We start from the raw sequence: 16,407 nt of genomic DNA on the forward strand, positions 1-16,407 counted from the left end.
GAAGGGGAGGGGGCTTCCTGTTTTGTACCGCTCCACCGCATGAAGGTTGGCGATAGCAGTTCTGCGGGATTCAAACGTGGCGGTCACCGGCCATCCCGGCAACTGCAACCTCCCTCCAACTTCCCGTGCTGCGCAGGGGCAGGTTGTCAGCGCCGTGCTTGCCGCAGCACAACGGCTTGCGCCCAGCGCGCCGCGATGTTCGGCGCGGTGATGCACACCGCCTCATCGGTCACGGTGGTCACCGCGCGCTCCAGCAGCTGGATGTCCGCTTCATGCTGGCGCGCCACGTGCGGGTCTTCAAAGAAGATCGCACGCTGGCAGCGATGCTCCAGTACGCGGTCGGCAATCTGCGCGTCGCCGCCCAGCGGGCCGCTCTGGAAGCGCTGGATCCATTCTTGCTCGCGTGGCCAACCACGGCTCCATGCCATCTCATTCAACCGTTGGCCGGTGGTGCCGGTGCCAATGCGCTGCGCGAACTGCGACAGCACGTCGAAGTGCTCGGCGGCGAAGTCCAGCATCTGCGGCTTGCGTGCGTCATGCGCAATCAACGCCAGCGTCTGCTTGCCGAAATCATTCAGATCATCAGCGCCGGCATCTGGCGCGAAGCCGGCATGGATGCGCTCCATCTCGATCCAGTCGCGCGCGGTGGCAACGGTCGAGATGAACGGCTTGCCGTGGATCACGCACTGGCGCTTGAGCGCGATGGCCTCGGGGAAAATGGAAGAAGGATCAACCGGATCGATGAAATAGATGGCGCCATCGAGCGTGCGCTCTGGCGTGCCCATGCCCACCACCTCGGCGACCAGCTTCATCAAGCCGCCTTCGCGACCGTTGGGATAGCGCTGCAGGGCAGGGTAGTCGGCCAGCGGGCCGGCAGCGGCGATGGCATCGAACGTACGGCCAACGGCGTGCAGTTCCACGCCCAGTTCGCGGATGCCACCTTCGCAGGCACGCAGCCAACGGAACAGCGCGGCGTCGGCGCTCTCATGGTGCAGACGGTTGGCGGCCAGGCCGATGCGCATCGTGATTCCCCTTGGGTCGTAGGCGGATGAGTTTAGGTCACGCCTTCCCCGCCTGCCCATGAATGATTACAGGCGAAAGCCAGTGCTGGCCCTCCTCCGCCCTTCGGGCACCTGCATTCGGCACATCCATATGCCTCACCCGTTGGCGGCTTCGCCGTGCAACTCGGCAGTCCTGCCGAGTTGTCGTCCCACATGTGGGGGAAGGGAGAGTGTCGGGCACCGCCTTGTCTGCTGTCCCCTCTCCCGTTCACGGGAGAGGGGTAGGGGTGAGGGCAGCTCTTAAAGCTCTGTAGCGCTTAAGCTTCAAAAAAAATCACCGCATCATCGCCCGGTAATCCCTAGGCGTGATGCCCACCGTCGCCTTGAACTGCCGCGAGAACGCGCTCTGGTCGGAGAACCCGCACGACTGCCCGATCTCGGCGATGTTCATTTCTGTCAGCAACAACCGCATCGCTTCCTCGATACGCAGCTTGGTCAGCAGCTGCTGTGGGCTGAGCTGGAATACCCGCTTGAACAGCCGCTCCAGCTGCGCGACCGAGACGCCTGCGATATCGGCCAGGGCCTGCACGCGCAATGGCAAACCGTAGTTGGCCTGCATGTGCTCCAGTGCACGTTGCAGACGAATGAAGGACGAGTGGCGATTGTCCGGCCGGCCCAGGTCGCGTGAGATGCCGATCAACCCGCCGATACCTTTGCTGCCGGTGAGCGGGCGCTTGATGGTCAGGCACCAGCCGGCGGTGCGGTTGGCGTAGAGGTGGAGTTCGAGTTGGTTCTCGATCAACTCGCCCTCCAGTACGCGCTTGTCCTGGGAGACGTAGGAACTGCCCAGCCGCTCGGGAAACACCTGCAACGCGGTCTTGCCGACCAGCTCGTCACGGCTCTTCACGCCCAGCCGTTTCACCAGTGTGTTGTTGACGTGCGTGTAACGGCACTGGCGGTCCTTGATGAAGAACACCACGTCGGGAATGGCGTCGAACATGTCCTGCAGTTCATCGAGTGAGAGCTGAACGTCGATCTGGGCAGGCTTTAAGTTGTGCTGCATTGCGTCGTAGACCTTCGTAAAGGAAACGGTGACTGGTGCAGGAATAAAGCATCCCGGCTGATGGCCGGTGTTCCCGATTATGCATATTTCCGCATTCGTGTTGGGGAGTCTGTCCTAGCGTGTACTTGCATGCGAGGACGAAGATGAGCCCCATGAAGACCATCCACGTCATTGACTCACACACTGCGGGCGAGCCCACGCGAGTCGTCATGTCGGGCTTCCCGGACCTGGGCCAGGGAAGCCTTGCACAACGCCGCGAAACCTTCCGCGACCGCTATGACCATTGGCGCAGTGCCATCGCCTGTGAGCCACGTGGTTCGGACACGATGGTCGGCGCGCTGTTGCTGGAACCCACCGATCCGCGCTGCTGTGCGGGCGTGATCTTCTTCAACAATGTCGGCTATCTGGGCATGTGCGGGCACGGCACCATCGGCCTGACCCGGACCCTGGCGCATGTGGGCCGCATCCAGCCGGGCGAGCACCTGATCGAGACGCCAGTCGGCGTGGTGGGTGTCACCCTGCATGCCGACGGCAAGGTATCCATCGACAACGTTGAGAGCTATCGCTTCGCTGCCCACGCCGAAGTGGATGTGCCCGGCATCGGCAAGGTCAAGGGCGACATCGCATGGGGCGGCAACTGGTTCTTCATCACCAAGCAGACGCCTGCACCGCTGGATATTGCCCATCGCAATGAACTGAGCAACTACACCATCGCGGTGCAGCAGGCGCTGGAAGTGAGTGGCATCCGTGGTGAGAACGGCGGTGTCATCGACCACGTCGAAATCAGTGGCGATGCACCGGATGGTTCGGGCGCACGCAACTTCGTGATGTGCCCGGGTGGCGCGTACGACCGCTCGCCCTGCGGTACCGGCACCAGTGCCAAGATCGCCTGCCTGGCTGCCGACGGGGAACTGGCCGAGGGTGAGCGCTGGGTGCAGCAGGGCATCCTTGGCAGCGCCTTTGAAGGCCGCTATCGCAAGGGAGCGCGCGGCGTCATGCCCACCATCATCGGGCAGGCGTGGATCACGGGTACCGCGCAGATCCTGATCGAAGAAAGTGATCCGTTGGCATGGGGCATCGGCGGGGCACGTCCCTGACATGCGCCAGTTCGACCTCATCGTCGTCGGAGCCGGAATCGTTGGTGCGCAATGCGCGCACCTTGCGACCGCCGGTGGCCGCAAGGTCGCCATCATCGAACCCGATGTGGTCGGCGGTGGCGTGACCGCTGCGTCGATGGGCCACCTGGTGACGATGGACGACGATCCGGCCGAGCTGGCGTTGAGCCGTTATTCGTTGGCGTTGTGGGAACAGTACAAAGACATCGCCGACGCCGAATTCAGCCGCTGCGGCACGTTGTGGGTGGCGGCGACAGAACACGAAATGCAGGCGGTACCGGCCAAGCGCGAGCGTCTGGCGCAGGCCGGCATTCGTACCGAAGCGGTAGACGCCGTGGGCCTGCGGCAGCTGGAGCCGGCCTTGGCCGGTGATCTGCTCGGCGGCATGTTGGTACCGGACGAGGCCGTGGTGTATCCGCCGCGCATCTGCGATTGGCTGGTGCAGCGAGCCGTTGCCGGTGGTGCAAGCCTGTTCCAGGGCCGGCGTGTGGTTCGCCTGCGTGCGGATGGTGTGGAACTGGACGACGGCAGTCTGCTCTCCGGCACGGTGGTGGTGGCTGCCGGCAACGCCAGCACCACGTTGTTGCCCGAACTGCCGATGCACCAGCGTCGCGGCCATCTGGTCATCACCGATCGCTACCCCGGCATGCTTAATCACCAGGTGCTGGAGCTGGGCTACGCCGACAGCGCGCACGGCAATGACGCCGTCAGTGTGGCCTTCAATGTGCAGCCACGGCCGACCGGCCAGCTGCTGCTGGGTTCCTCGCGCGAGCATGGGCAGCGGGACGGCGGGATCAATCCTGCCGTGCTGCAGCGGATGCTTGAACGCACCTTCCGTTACCTGCCGGCATTGGCGCCGCTGAAAGCCATCCGCGTGTGGACAGGCCAGCGTCCTTGCACGGCAGATGGCCGGCCGTACATCGGTGCCATGCCGGGTTGGCGTGGCATCTGGGTTGCCACCGGCCATGAAGGGCTGGGCGTGGCCACGTCCACCGGCACCGCGCAGTTGCTGCTGGATCTGATGGATGGCAACACGCCCGCGATTGATCCGGCACCGTACGACCCGGCGAGGGCACTGGTATGGGCATGACGCCGGTGATGGTGCATCTGCGCATTGATGACACCGAGATCGCGGTGATTGCCGGCACCAGCGTGGCAGCGGCCATCGCGCACGTGGGCGGCACTACACGCACCTCCTGCACCGGCATGCGTCGCGCGCCGCTGTGCGGCGTGGGCGTGTGTTTTGAATGCCGGGCGACCGTCAATGGCATTGCACAGGAACGCACCTGCCTGCTGCCGGTGGCCGATGCCATGGAGGTACGCACCCATGGCTGAGCGCATTTTGAACTGTGATGTCGCCGTCATCGGCGCGGGCCCGGCAGGCCTTTCGGCAGCGGTCGCGGCGTCGTCGCAAGGCGCGCGCGTGGTGATCGTGGATGCGCAGCCAGTGGCCGGTGGCCAGATATGGCGCAACGATGTGCGCCTGGGCGCACCGGCGCCAGCGCTGGCACTGCGCGACAAGGTCAATGCCGCAGGCGCGACGTTGCTGTCGCGTCACGAAGTGGTGGCAGCCAGTGGCAAGCAGTTGCTGCTCAACGGAGACAGTGGCGCGACCACGCTGGGTTACGGCGCCTTGGTGCTGGCCACGGGTGCACGCGAACTGCTGTTGCCGTTCCCCGGCTGGACGTTGCCCGGCGTCACCGGTGCCGGTGGTGCACAGGCGCTTGCCAAGCAAGGCGCGCCGATGCGCGGCAAGCGCGTATTGGTGGCCGGATCCGGCCCACTGTTGCTGGCCAGCGCCTATACCTTGAAACGGCATGGCGCTGTCGTGGTCGGCATCCATGAGCAGGCCACGCGCCAACAGGTGCATGCGTTCGCCGCAGCGCTGTGGCGCTGGCCCAGCAAGGTGTTGCAGGCCGTGCAGCTACGCACCGCGTTGACCGGCGTTGCCTACCACAGCGACAGCCATGTGCTGCGTGCATTCGGCGACGAGCGTCTGCAGGCCGTTGAACTGCAGCGTGGGACGCGCAGGGAAACCATCGAATGCGACCAGCTTGCCTGCGGCTTTGGCCTGGTACCCAACATTGAGCTGGCCCAGCTGTTGTCGTGCGAACTGCGTGCAGAAAGCCGGCATGACGTGGTTGCGGTAGACGAGTACCAGCGCACCAGCGTTGCCGATGTATTCGCTGCCGGCGAAGCCTGCGGCATCGGTGGCGTGGACTGCGCCACCGTGGAAGGAACCATCGCTGGCCTGGTCGCGGCCAATGCACCGGAGGCGGCGCGGCAGCATTTCCGCCGCCGCCAACGCGCACGCCACTTCGCCACGTTGCTGCGCACGCACTTCGCGCTTGGCGATGCGGTCCGCCAGCTGGCCGATCCGGACACCTTGGTCTGTCGCTGCGAAGACGTGCGTTTTTCCGATCTGGCGGGCATGCACGACGCACGCCAGATCAAGTTGAAGACGCGATGTGGCATGGGGCCATGCCAGGGACGCATCTGCGGCCCGGCCCTCACCGAAATCGCCAATCTCCCCCGCTCGGGCTTGCGCCCCCCCGTTTTCCCCGTTCCGTTGAACGTGCTGGCAGCGCTGCACGCCACCACGGCAACGGATTCATCCTCAGGAGTCATGAAATGAGCAAGAGCATGTGGCAGGGCGTCATTCCTGCACTCACCACGCCGTTCGCCGCTGATGGCGAAGTCGATCACGCGTTCCTCGCCACGCATGCCAAGTGGCAGATCGAGGCCGGCTGCATCGGCGTGGTGCCGCTGGGATCGCTGGGCGAAAGCGCGACGCTTTCGTTCGACGAAAAGGTCGCCATCGTCCGCACGCTGGTCAAGGCGCTGGGCGATACCGCACCGGTCATCCCGGGTATCGGCGCGCTGTCCACCGAGGAAGCCGTGCAGCTGGCCAAGGCCTGCGAAGCGGAAGGCGCACGTGGCCTGATGGTGTTGCCGCCGTACGCGTATTCGACGGATTGGAAGGAGATGAGCGCGCACTTCCGTGCCATCGCCACGGCGACCAAGTTGCCGATCCTGCTGTACAACAATCCCATCGCTTACAAGACCGACTTCACCGCCACGCAGATTGCCGAGCTGGCCAACGACCTGCCGCAGATCGAAGCGATCAAGGAATCGTCCGGCGACATCCGTCGTCTGGCCGACATCCAGGCCCTGATCGGCGACCGCCTGGTGCTGATGACCGGTATCGACGACGCCATCGTCGAAGGCCTCGCAATGGGCGTTACCGGCTGGATCGCCGGCCAGGTCAATGCGTTCCCGCATGAATCGGTGGCGTTGTTCGAACGCGCACGTGATGGCGGATATGACGCAGTGAAGGATCTATACAGCTGGTTCCTGCCGTTGCTGCGGCTGGATACCGTGCCCAAGTTCGTGCAGCTGATCAAGCTGACCCAGCAGTGCGTCAACTGGGGCGATGAGCGCGTACGCGCCCCGCGCCTGGTCGTTGACGGTGCTGAACGCGACGCGGCGCTGAAGGTCATCGAAGACGCCATCAAGTCCCGTCCGGAGTTGTAATCATGAGTAAGTTGCAGCCAGTCCTTGTCGCCGGTGTTTGGCGCGACGCGGTGGACCCGGTGGGTTCACTGGAAGCGCACGACCCGTCTACAGGTCAACCGATCGGAGATCTGTATCCGGTCAGCTCACGTCGCGAAGTGGAGCAGGCACTGGCTGCAGCGATCGGGGCGGCGGAGGCAATGGCCTCCGCCGATCCCGCACGCATTGCCGGGTTCCTCGACGCCTATGCCGATGGCATCGAGGCAGAAGCCGATGCGTTGGTGGACATCGCCCATCGCGAAACCGGCCTGCCCAAGACCCCGCGCCTGCGCGATGTCGAACTGCCGCGTACCACCGGCCAGCTGCGTCAGGCCGCACGTGCGGTGTGGCAGTGGAGCTGGGCACATCCGGTGATCGACACCGCCACCGGGCTGCGCGCCATGTTTGGCCCGCTGTCCAAGCCGGTGGTTGTGTTTGGGCCCAATAATTTTCCGTTTGCCTTCAATGCCATTGCTGGCAGTGATTTTGCGTCGGCCATCGCGGCACGTGCGCCGGTGATCGCCAAGGTGCACCCGCTGCATCCCGGCACCAGCCTGATGCTGGGCCGTATCGCACACAAAGCGCTGGTCGCGGCGGGGTTGCCGGCAGCGGCCATCCAGATGCTGTATCGGATCGAACCGTCGGCCAGTGAGCTGCTGGTCGGCAACCCGGCCATTGGCGGTGTTGGCTTCACTGGCGGCCGTGCCGGTGGGCTCACGCTGAAGGCCATGGCGGACAAGGCTGGCGTGCCGTTCTACGCCGAGATGTCCAGCATCAATCCGGTGTTCCTACTTGACGGTGCCTTGGCCGAACGCGGCAACGGCCTGGCGCAGGAGTTCTTCGCGTCCTGCACGATGGGCAGCGGCCAGTTCTGCACCAACCCCGGCCTGCTGGTGGTGCCGCGCAATGCTGCGGGCGACCAGTTCATGGCCGAAGCCTGCAAGCGCTTCGACGGTGCGTCGCCGCTGGTGTTGTTCTCCGCTGATGGCAAGCAGCACCTCACTGCGGCGATCCAGTCGTTGATCGATGCCGGTGCATCGCGCTGTGCCGGCAAGCCGGACCCACAACGCGATGGCAGTTGGGTGCAGCCACAGTTGTTGGAAGTCGATGGTGATCGCTTCCTGCAGGATCCACAGGCACTGCAGGTCGAAGCATTCGGCCCGGTCAGCCTGGTGGTACGCAGCAGCAACCCGATGCAGGCGCAGGCCATCGCCCGCGCGTTTGAGGGCAACCTCACCGCCACGCTGTATCGCGCCGCCGATGGCAGTGACGATGCGACTGCCTCGGCATTGATGCCGCTGCTGCGTCCGCGTGTGGGCCGCCTGATCTTTGATCGCATGCCCACCGGCGTGGCGGTCAGCCCGGCACAGAATCATGGTGGGCCGTACCCGGCCACCAGCCATCCGGGTTTCACATCGGTAGGCATGCCCGGTGCGATCCGTCGCTTCACCGGCCTGCACAGTTACGACAACGTGCCGGATGCACTGTTGCCACCGGTGCTGCGTGACGCCAATCCGTCGCGTGTATGGCGACAGGTGGACGGGCAATGGACCACCGCCGATGTGGGTGGTGCGGAATGAGCACGACAGGTACGCAGATCGGCCACCTGACGCTGGAGCAGGCGCGCTCGCAGCTGCGGCGCTGGGAGGTGCAGGCGGCACCCATCGCCGCCGCTGAGCATCAACAACGCATCGAGCAGGCCCGTGCGCTGATGCAGGCGCAGGGCGTGGACGCCGTGCTGGTCAGTGCCGGTACGTCGCTGCGCTATTTCGCAGGTGTGCCGTGGGGCGCAACCGAGCGCCTGGTGGCATTGCTGATTACCCGCACGGGTGATCCGGTGATGATCTGCCCGGTGTTCGAGGAAGGTTCGCTGGACGCGGTGCTGCGCATTCCCGTGAGCAAGCGCTTGTGGGAAGAGCATGAAGATCCGCATGCGCTGGTGGCGCAGGTGCTGCGTGAGCGTGGTGCCGGCACGCTGGCGTTGGACCCGGGCGCTGCCTTCGTGATCCATACCGGCTTGGCCCGGCACCTGGACGGCGCGCGCATCACCGATGCCACCGCCATCATTGATGGTTGCCGCATGTGCAAGTCACCGGCGGAACTGGCGTTGATGCAGCAGGCCTGCGACATGACGCTGTTCGTGCAGCGGCTGGCCGCCGGCATCGCCCATGAAGGCATCGGCACCGATACGCTGATCCGTTTCATCGATGAAGCACACCGTGCATTGGGTGCGGACAATGGTTCGACGTTCTGCATCGCACAGTTCGGCCATGCGACCGCGTTCCCGCATGGCATACCGGGCGTGCAGCACCTGCGCGAAGGCGAGTTGGTACTGATCGACACCGGCTGTACCGTGCAGGGGTACCACTCGGACATCACCCGCACCTGGATCTTTGGTGCGGCCGACGACGATCAGCGCCGCATCTGGGAGCTGGAGAAAGCTGCGCAGCAGGCGGCATTCGATGTGGTCCGTCCCGGTGTGGCCTGCGAAGACGTGGATGCTGCCGCGCGCAAGGTGTTGGAAGCCGCAGGGCTTGGCCCTGACTACCGGCTGCCGGGCTTGCCGCATCGCACCGGCCATGGCTGCGGGATGGCCATTCACGAAGCGCCTTACATCGTGCGTGGCAACCGCACAGCGTTGAGGCAGGGCATGTGCGCCAGCAACGAACCGATGATTGTGGTGCCGGGGCGCTTTGGTGTTCGTCTTGAAGATCATTTCCATGTCACCGAAGACGGCGCGCAGTGGTTCACGCCGCCATCGGTGGCGATTGATGTGCCGTTCGCAGAAGCAAGCAATGCATGAAGCCCCTCCCCCGCACGCGGGAGAGGGGTTGGGGTGAGGGGAGGAACGAAGCAGCAGAGCTGAAGTCTGCCTTTGCGTGCCGAAGAGGACGTAGTTCGAGAAGCAAAAGCCAAAGCCAAAGCCAAAGCACGCTGCGCGCTTCCCCTCATCCGCCCTGCGGGCACCTTCTCCCGCAAGCGGGAGAAGGGATGAAGCAACAGCAACAGCAACGACAACAGCAACGACAGAAATCGCCACGGCAACAGCAACAACCACAGCAACAGCAACAGCAACAGAAAAAAGCCACAGCAAAAGCCACAGCAAAAGCCACAGCACAAATCACACCCACGCCAACACCCGCAGCAACCGAGGTAGTACCCCGCACGAAGTCCCCCCGCTTCGCCGAAGAGTCTTAATTACCAGCAGGTGATCCATGGCTTCACAAGGCAAGTTCAAAAAGAGTCTCACCCTGACCGACCTCACCTTCATCGGGCTCGGTTCGATATTCGGTTCCGGTTGGCTGTTCGCCGCCAGCCACGTCTCGGCGATGGCCGGGCCGGCCGGCATCCTGTCCTGGGTGTTCGGTGGATTTGCCGTGTTCCTGCTGGGCCTGGTGTATTGCGAGCTGGGCGCGGCGTTGCCGCGTGCAGGTGGCGTGGTGCGCTACCCGGAGTTCTCGCACGGGCCGCTGTTGGGCTCATTGACCGGCTTCATCACGCTGATTGCGTTCTCCAGCCTCATCGCGATTGAAGCGGTGGCCAGCCGACAGTACGCAGCGGCCTGGTTTCCCAGCCTCAACGTGCCCGGCAGCAGTGACCCCAGCCTGCTCGGCTGGGTCGTGCAGTTCGTCCTGCTGGTGCTGTACTTCCTGCTCAACTACTTCAGCGTCAAAAGCTTCGCCATCGCCAACAATATCGTGAGCATCTTCAAGTTCATGGTGCCGTTGCTGGTGATTGTCCTGCTGCTGACGCACTTCAACAGCGCCAACATGTACGTGCAGGGGTTCGCACCAAACGGCTCGGCCGGCGTGCAGCTGGCCATCTCCACCGGCGGCATCATCTTTGCCTATCTTGGGCTGACGCCGATCGTGTCGGTGGCCAGTGAAGTGCGCAATCCACAAAAGACCATTCCCATCGCGCTGATTCTTTCCATCGCGCTGTCCACGGTGATCTACGTGCTGCTGCAGATTTCGTTCCTGGGCGCGATTCCCACCGAACAGCTGGCCGGTGGCTGGGCAGGCATCGACAAGCTGTACTCGCTGCCGTACCGCGACATCGCGCTGGCGCTGGGCCTGGGCTGGTTGGCATTCCTGGTGGTGGCCGATGCCGTGGTGTCGCCCAGCGGCACCGGCAACATCTACATGAACGCCACGCCGCGTGTGATCTACGGCTGGGCACGCAGCGGTGGCTTCCTGAAATCGCTGACCAAAATCGATGCCAAGTCCGGCATCCCGCGCCGCGCGCTGTGGGCCAGTTTCGGCCTGTCGCTGTTCTGGACGCTGCCGTTCCCGTCATGGGAAAAGCTCATCGGCGTGGTCTCGGCGGCATTGGTGTTGAGCTACGCGGTGGCGCCGGTGACGGTTGCCGCGTTGCGTCGCAGTGCACCGGGGCTGGTGCGTCCGTTCAAGGTGCGCGCGTTTGCCGTGCTTGGCCCGGTGTCCTTCATCGTGGCGGCACTGATCGTCTATTGGTCGCGTTGGCAGGTGTTGTCGTGGTTGCTGGGCCTGCAGGTGGTGATGTTCGTTGCCTATGTGATCTACAAGCTGCCCTCTGCCGAAGGCCGTCAGCGCCTGTTGCGTCAGGTGCAGTGCTCGCTGTGGTTGATCGTCTTCTACGTACTGGTCATGACGGTGTCGTGGTTGGGCACCTTTGGCGGCATCGGCGCCATTACCCATCCGTGGGATTCCCTGATCGTGGCGGTGATCGCGCTCGGTATCTACGAGTGGGCCGCCCGCAGCGGCTTGCGCGCGCACGAGTTGAACCTTGCTGAGGACGAAGACGAAGACTGATTCCCCCACCGTTGCCGGCCCAGCTGCCGGCAACGGTCTGCGTTGATGCCATTGAACACTCAGGAGTACCCGTTGAGAACGCTCGTTGCGATTGCCGCCCTCATCTTCTCCACCACTGCCAGCGCCGCGCCGCTGGCGGCTGACATGGAGCGTTCGCTGGGCTTGAGGGAGCAGTGGATCGGGCTCACCCGTGATGTCGCCTGGCCGGCGCGCTGGCATGACGATGGAAGCTTCCACTACCGAAAGACCGTTGATGGTGGCTTCCGCTTCCAGCGGTTTGATGCGGCCCAGGGCCGCAGTGCCGCCGCGTTCGATCATCAACGCCTGGCCAGTGCCCTTGAGGCCGCCACAGGCGCGCCACAGCAGGCCTTGCGTCTGCCCTTTGAGGACTATGCCCACGAAGTAGTGGCGGGCGTGCCGTATGCCCTTCTGCAGGTCGCGGGAAAGCCGTTGCGCTGTGATCTGCAGGCGTACCGCTGCGAACGCGTCGCCGCGTCAGCTGAGCGGCCGCGTGGCTTTGGTGTGGTGCGCGACCTGCGCGTAGCGGCGGACAACACGCCGCGCCGTTCGCCCGATGGGCAGTGGGAAGCCTTCGCGCAGGGCCATGATCTGGTGCTGCGGCGCGTGGCCGATGGCAGTGTGCGAGCGCTGACTCGCGACGGCCAACAGGCCGACTTTTACGACCCGGAGAGCATCGTCTGGTCGCCGGATTCGCTGCACCTTGCGTTCTATCGCGTCAAACCGGGTGATGCACGGCTGGTCACACGGGTGGAAACCGCGCCGGACGGTGGCGGGCAACCCCGCGTGCAGTTGCAGCTGTATCCCAAGCCGGGTGATGCGGTGGACATCGAACAACCGTTCCTGGCGGACGTAGCCAGTGGCCGGGTGAGGCAGGTGGATGATGCGCTGTTCGCCAATCCGTACCAGTTGTCTGCGTTGCGCTGGCGCGCGGGCGGGCGTGGCTTCGCATTCGATTACGTGCAGCGTGGGCATCAGCGCGTGCGCCTGATCGAGGTGTCCAGCAGCGATGCGCAAGCGCGCGTGGTTGCCAACGAAGACAGCCGCACCTTTGTGGATGCATGGCGCCCGTACCGGCACGAGATCGACGATGGCCGGCAGCTGCTATGGCTGTCCGAGCGTGATGGCTGGCGTCATCTCTACTTGTACGACGGCACCACCGGCAAGCTGCTGCGCCAACTCACCCGTGGCGACTGGGTGGTGCGCGAGGTGTTGAAGGTCGATGAGGTGCGTCGCCAGGTCTGGTTCAGTGCCAGCGGCATGGATGCGGGGCGTGACCCGTATTTCCGTCAGGTATTCCGTGTGGATATGGAGGGCGGTGAGCCGGTGCGCTTGACCCATGCCGATGCCGATCACGATGTCTCGCCGTCGCCGGATGGGCAGTCCTACGTGGATGTGTATTCGCGGGTGGACATGCCGCCGGTGATGGAACTGCGCCGCGCAGACGGCAGCCTGGTGCGGCAACTGGAACAGGGCAACATCGATGCGCTGCGCGCGGCGGGATGGCGTGCACCGGAGAGTTTCGTGGCCAAGGGCCGTGATGGCCAGACGGATATCTGGGGCCTGATCGTGCGGCCGCGTGATTACGACCCAGCCAAGCGCTACCCGGTGGTCGAGAACATCTACGCCGGCCCGCACGATGCGTTCGTGCCCAAGACGTTCTGGCCGTTCGGGTATCACAGCGGTGGCGACAAGGTGATCGGCATGCAGGCGCTGGCCGACCTGGGCTTCATCGTCGTGCAGATCGACGGCATGGGCACGTCCAATCGCTCCAAGGCATTTCATGACGTGGCATGGAAGAACCTGGGCGACTCCGGTTTCCCCGACCGCATCGCCTGGCACCGTGCGCAGGCCGCGCGTGATCCGTCCTATGACATTTCCCGCGTCGGCATCTACGGCGCTTCGGCAGGCGGCCAGAGCACGCTTGGCGCGCTGCTGTTCCATCCGGAGTTCTACCGCGCCGGTGTGGCGTGGAACGGCTGCTACGACAACCGCATGGACAAGATCAGCTGGAATGAACAGTGGATGGGCTGGCCGGTGGATGACAGTTACGCCCGTGCCTCGGGTGTGGACAACGCCCACCGCCTGCAGGGCGACCTGCTGCTGATCGTCGGCGAGCAGGACAGCAATGTGGACCCGGCCTCGACCATGCAGGTGGTCGATGCGCTGGTCCGCGCAGGAAAGGATTTCGACCTGCTCAACATCCCGGGCGGTGAGCACACCGTCGGACGTTCCACCGGGCCGATCGACTACGCACATCGACGTCAATTTGATTTCTTCGTTCGCCATCTCCAGGCCCGGCAAACGCCAGCCTGGAACACGATGACGGACACCCATGCCAAATAGGTACTGCAACCGCCGGAGGTTCACCATGTCTGTCGCACGTCCTACCCGCCAGAAACTCTCCATCCTGGCCCTCTCGCTTTCCATCGCCGTCGGCTTGACGATGTCGCCCGCCGTCATGGCCCAGTCGCAGGAACAGAAGCCGGCGCTCGCACCGCCGGCCAATGCCACCGAAGCACGTCTGCGTGAGCTGTACAACACCGAGTGGGATTGGCGACAGAAGGAGTTCGCACGCGAAAAGATCGACGGCCGCTGGCAATCCGCCGCACATATGCCGTCGGTGACCGCGCAGACGTGGCAACGCCGTGGTGAGTATTGGGCACAGGTGCTCAAGCAGCTCGATGCAATCCCTGCGGCACAGCTGTCGCGCGAAGAGAAGATCAACGAAGCGGTGTTCCGCACCACCGTGGAAGGTTTGTACAACGGAGCGGTGTGGAAGACCTACGAGGCGCCGTTCAACAGCGATACGTTCTTCTGGGCTGGGCTCAACCCGCGCCAGCCGTATCAGAACGAAGCCGACTGGCGCCGTTTCATTGGCCGCCTCAACGACATTCCGCGCTACTTCGGCGAGAACATCGCCAACATGGATGCGGGGTTGTCGCGTGGCTGGAGCGTGCCGCGCTCGTCGGTGGAAGGGCGTGACACCACCATCGTGCCTTACACGAAGACCGATGCCGAAAACCCGTACCTGGCCACCTTCGACCGCATTCCCAGCTCGATCCCCGAGCCGGTCCGCAGTCAGTTGCGCGAGCAAGGGCGCAAGGCGGTGCTGGACAACGTGGTGCCGGCCTATGCCAACCTGCTCACCTTCATGCGCGGGCAGTACCTGGTGCGTGCGCGCACCACCACCGGTGCCAGCGACCTGCCCAATGGCCGCGAGTTCTACAAAACCCAGATCCGCGAGTTCGTCACCCGTGACATGACGGCCAAGCAGGTGCATGACATCGGCCTGGCCGAAGTGGCACGCATCAATGCCGAAATGCGCGAGGTGATGGCCAAGTCCGGCTTCAAGGGCAGCTTCCCGGAGTTCCTGCAGTTCCTGCGTACCGATCCGCAGTTCTATGCAAAGACGCCGAAGGAACTGCTGTCGTATACCGCGTGGATTTCCAAGAAGGTCGATGGCGAGTTGAAGAACGTCGTCGGTACGTTGCCGCGTTACCGCTTCACCATCCTGCCGGTGCCGGACGAAGTAGCGCCGATCTACACCTCGGGCCGCGGTGGTCTGGATTCGTGCTTGTTCAACACCTACGACCTGCCGTCGCGGCCGTTGTACAACCTGCCGGCGTTGGTGGTGCATGAGTGCGCCCCGGGCCACAGCTTCCAGGCGGCATTGGCGTTGGAAGCCCCGGCGCGACCGGACTTCCGCCAACAGACGTACTTCTCGGGTTATGGCGAAGGCTGGGGCTTGTACACCGAATGGCTCGGCACGCTGATGGGCATCTACGAGACGCCGTATGACGACTTCGGGCGGCTGACGTTTGAGATGTGGCGCGCTGCACGCCTGGTGATCGATACCGGTCTGCACGAGTACGGTTGGACCCGCCAGCAGGCCATCGACTACCTCGCTGCCAACACTGCGTTGGCACACCATGACATCGTCACCGAGATTGACCGCTACATTGCCTGGCCGGGCCAAGCCACGGCGTACTACCTGGGTTACAAAACGATGCGCGACCTGCGCAGCGAGGCCGAGCGTGAGCTGGGGCCGAAGTTCGATCAACGCCCGTTCCACGACACCATTCTCAACCTGGGCTCGGTGCCGTTGCCGGTGTTGGAGTCGGAAGTAAGGACCTTCGTGGCGGAGCGCAAGGCGGCAACACGCACCACCGCCGAAGAGTGATGCTGGCCCACTGGCTGCCTGTTGGAACAGGCAGCCAGTGGATGCCGCGGAATGCGCTTGCTGACGCCAGGTATGCGTCGCATGTCCACGTCTTTCGCGACGCGCAAATCAACACACAACAGACATCGCCTCAACCTGCCCTTCGCTTCGCGCAGCGTTGGTTTCGCCACCGCCTGTTAGCCATGAAGAGAAGCGGGTGAGTGCCACGGCCAGAACAAGTGCCGTGCGCCGGATCATCTGAAGCACCGACGTTGTCGTTGTGCGGATTGCGACGTGCTTGAAAGTGGAAAACACACAAACACCACCGCGCAAATACGATGCAACGCGGCAAAGCAGGGATGCCACGACGTGCTTCTCAGCGCGATTTCTGCAACTTTCTGCGCGCTGGTATTTCAGCGGTTTGAGAAGCTGCCGTGCATTCATCATCAAACGAAATGGATTTGTGCGGATATCTGCATCCGATTCCATCAAGAACCACAAGACCTTTGCAGGTGCCAGCAAACAGACTGCATGACAGGGACGTAACACCTGTCGACTTGCACTTTGATCAAGGGATTGGTGGCAACAACGCAGTCGGCAGCATGACGACCTGAACTTTGTCCTCGCCACGTGCGAGACCATTCAGCCAATTTGTCACGGGAGAGAGACCATGACAGTCGTATCCACTTCTGCACGCTGTCGCAGA

General features: G+C 63.8%; 14 protein-coding genes. 11 read left to right on the top strand and 3 right to left on the bottom strand.

Annotated features, from left to right (window positions below):
• Positions 1-146 precede the first annotated feature (146 nt).
• Both PAN08_RS00340 and PAN08_RS00345 read right to left on the bottom strand, forming a co-directional pair.
• Positions 147-1,022, bottom strand: a complete 876-nt coding sequence (locus PAN08_RS00340; protein ID WP_269789570.1) for a methylglyoxal synthase — start codon at positions 1,020-1,022, stop codon at positions 147-149.
• A gap of 313 nt (positions 1,023-1,335) precedes the next feature.
• A complete protein-coding gene (locus tag PAN08_RS00345; RefSeq protein ID WP_269789571.1) occupies positions 1,336-2,064 on the bottom strand; it encodes an AraC family transcriptional regulator in 729 nt (242 codons plus the stop codon).
• 152 nt (positions 2,065-2,216) lie between these two features.
• On the opposite strand from PAN08_RS00345, the gene PAN08_RS00350 reads away from it, so the two are divergent.
• From PAN08_RS00350 to PAN08_RS00400, 11 genes are all read left to right on the top strand, one after another.
• Complete coding sequence (locus PAN08_RS00350) at positions 2,217-3,161, top strand: proline racemase family protein (protein ID WP_269789572.1); 945 nt, start codon at positions 2,217-2,219, stop codon at positions 3,159-3,161.
• Position 3,162: 1 nt separating this feature from the next.
• The gene (locus tag PAN08_RS00355) at positions 3,163-4,269 is read left to right on the top strand and encodes an FAD-dependent oxidoreductase (RefSeq protein WP_269789573.1); all 1,107 of its coding nucleotides are present in this window, start codon (positions 3,163-3,165) and stop codon (positions 4,267-4,269) included.
• Positions 4,266-4,514, top strand: coding sequence for a (2Fe-2S)-binding protein (locus PAN08_RS00360; protein ID WP_269789574.1), 249 nt, complete (start codon positions 4,266-4,268; stop codon positions 4,512-4,514). Before PAN08_RS00355 ends, PAN08_RS00360 begins: the two co-directional genes overlap by 4 nt.
• Positions 4,507-5,814, top strand: a complete 1,308-nt coding sequence (locus PAN08_RS00365; RefSeq protein WP_269789575.1) for an FAD-dependent oxidoreductase — start codon at positions 4,507-4,509, stop codon at positions 5,812-5,814. The genes PAN08_RS00360 and PAN08_RS00365 overlap by 8 nt, the downstream gene beginning before the upstream one ends.
• Complete coding sequence (locus tag PAN08_RS00370; RefSeq protein WP_269789576.1) at positions 5,811-6,713, top strand: dihydrodipicolinate synthase family protein; 903 nt, start codon at positions 5,811-5,813, stop codon at positions 6,711-6,713. The genes PAN08_RS00365 and PAN08_RS00370 overlap by 4 nt, the downstream gene beginning before the upstream one ends.
• 2 nt (positions 6,714-6,715) lie before the next feature.
• On the top strand, positions 6,716-8,311 hold the full coding sequence (locus PAN08_RS00375; protein ID WP_269789577.1) for an aldehyde dehydrogenase (NADP(+)): 1,596 nt from the start codon (positions 6,716-6,718) through the stop codon (positions 8,309-8,311).
• Complete coding sequence (locus PAN08_RS00380; RefSeq protein WP_269789578.1) at positions 8,308-9,534, top strand: Xaa-Pro peptidase family protein; 1,227 nt, start codon at positions 8,308-8,310, stop codon at positions 9,532-9,534. The genes PAN08_RS00375 and PAN08_RS00380 overlap by 4 nt, the downstream gene beginning before the upstream one ends.
• Before the next feature lie 188 nt (positions 9,535-9,722).
• Complete coding sequence (locus tag PAN08_RS00385) at positions 9,723-9,929, top strand: hypothetical protein (RefSeq protein WP_269789579.1); 207 nt, start codon at positions 9,723-9,725, stop codon at positions 9,927-9,929.
• Positions 9,930-9,946: 17 nt separating this feature from the next.
• Positions 9,947-11,521 (top strand): APC family permease, encoded by a 1,575-nt coding sequence (locus PAN08_RS00390; protein ID WP_269789580.1) that lies wholly within the window; start codon positions 9,947-9,949, stop codon positions 11,519-11,521.
• Positions 11,522-11,566: 45 nt separating this feature from the next.
• Positions 11,567-13,885, top strand: coding sequence for a S9 family peptidase (locus PAN08_RS00395; RefSeq protein ID WP_269789581.1), 2,319 nt, complete (start codon positions 11,567-11,569; stop codon positions 13,883-13,885).
• A 25-nt stretch (positions 13,886-13,910) separates the two neighbouring features.
• Positions 13,911-15,722 carry a DUF885 family protein gene (locus tag PAN08_RS00400; RefSeq protein WP_269789582.1) on the top strand — a complete coding sequence of 604 codons (1,812 nt, stop codon included), beginning with the start codon at positions 13,911-13,913 and terminating at the stop codon, positions 15,720-15,722.
• 108 nt (positions 15,723-15,830) lie between these two features.
• Here the strand turns inward: PAN08_RS00400 and PAN08_RS00405 are convergent, their stop codons facing one another.
• Entirely contained in the window at positions 15,831-16,190 is a 360-nt protein-coding gene (locus PAN08_RS00405; RefSeq protein WP_269789583.1) for a hypothetical protein, read from the bottom strand.
• Positions 16,191-16,407 lie beyond the last annotated feature (217 nt).

This window comes from Stenotrophomonas sp. Iso1, assembly GCF_027497995.1.
In the GTDB taxonomy this organism is placed as follows: Bacteria; Pseudomonadota; Gammaproteobacteria; order Xanthomonadales; family Xanthomonadaceae; genus Stenotrophomonas.

Excerpts from the sequence above, each read along its gene's own strand:
- PAN08_RS00405 (WP_269789583.1), bottom strand. The coding sequence starts at position 16,190 with ATGGAATCGGATGCAGATATCCGCACAAATCCATTTCGTTTGATGATG.
- PAN08_RS00400 (WP_269789582.1), top strand. The coding sequence starts at position 13,911 with ATGTCTGTCGCACGTCCTACCCGCCAGAAACTCTCCATCCTGGCCCTC.
- PAN08_RS00370 (WP_269789576.1), top strand. The coding sequence starts at position 5,811 with ATGAGCAAGAGCATGTGGCAGGGCGTCATTCCTGCACTCACCACGCCG.
- PAN08_RS00340 (WP_269789570.1), bottom strand. The coding sequence starts at position 1,022 with ATGCGCATCGGCCTGGCCGCCAACCGTCTGCACCATGAGAGCGCCGAC.
- PAN08_RS00345 (WP_269789571.1), bottom strand. The coding sequence starts at position 2,064 with ATGCAGCACAACTTAAAGCCTGCCCAGATCGACGTTCAGCTCTCACTC.
- PAN08_RS00355 (WP_269789573.1), top strand. The coding sequence starts at position 3,163 with ATGCGCCAGTTCGACCTCATCGTCGTCGGAGCCGGAATCGTTGGTGCG.
- PAN08_RS00390 (WP_269789580.1), top strand. The coding sequence starts at position 9,947 with ATGGCTTCACAAGGCAAGTTCAAAAAGAGTCTCACCCTGACCGACCTC.
- PAN08_RS00375 (WP_269789577.1), top strand. The coding sequence starts at position 6,716 with ATGAGTAAGTTGCAGCCAGTCCTTGTCGCCGGTGTTTGGCGCGACGCG.
- PAN08_RS00360 (WP_269789574.1), top strand. The coding sequence starts at position 4,266 with ATGACGCCGGTGATGGTGCATCTGCGCATTGATGACACCGAGATCGCG.
- PAN08_RS00395 (WP_269789581.1), top strand. The coding sequence starts at position 11,567 with ATGCCATTGAACACTCAGGAGTACCCGTTGAGAACGCTCGTTGCGATT.
- PAN08_RS00365 (WP_269789575.1), top strand. The coding sequence starts at position 4,507 with ATGGCTGAGCGCATTTTGAACTGTGATGTCGCCGTCATCGGCGCGGGC.
- PAN08_RS00380 (WP_269789578.1), top strand. The coding sequence starts at position 8,308 with ATGAGCACGACAGGTACGCAGATCGGCCACCTGACGCTGGAGCAGGCG.
- PAN08_RS00350 (WP_269789572.1), top strand. The coding sequence starts at position 2,217 with ATGAAGACCATCCACGTCATTGACTCACACACTGCGGGCGAGCCCACG.
- PAN08_RS00385 (WP_269789579.1), top strand. The coding sequence starts at position 9,723 with ATGAAGCAACAGCAACAGCAACGACAACAGCAACGACAGAAATCGCCA.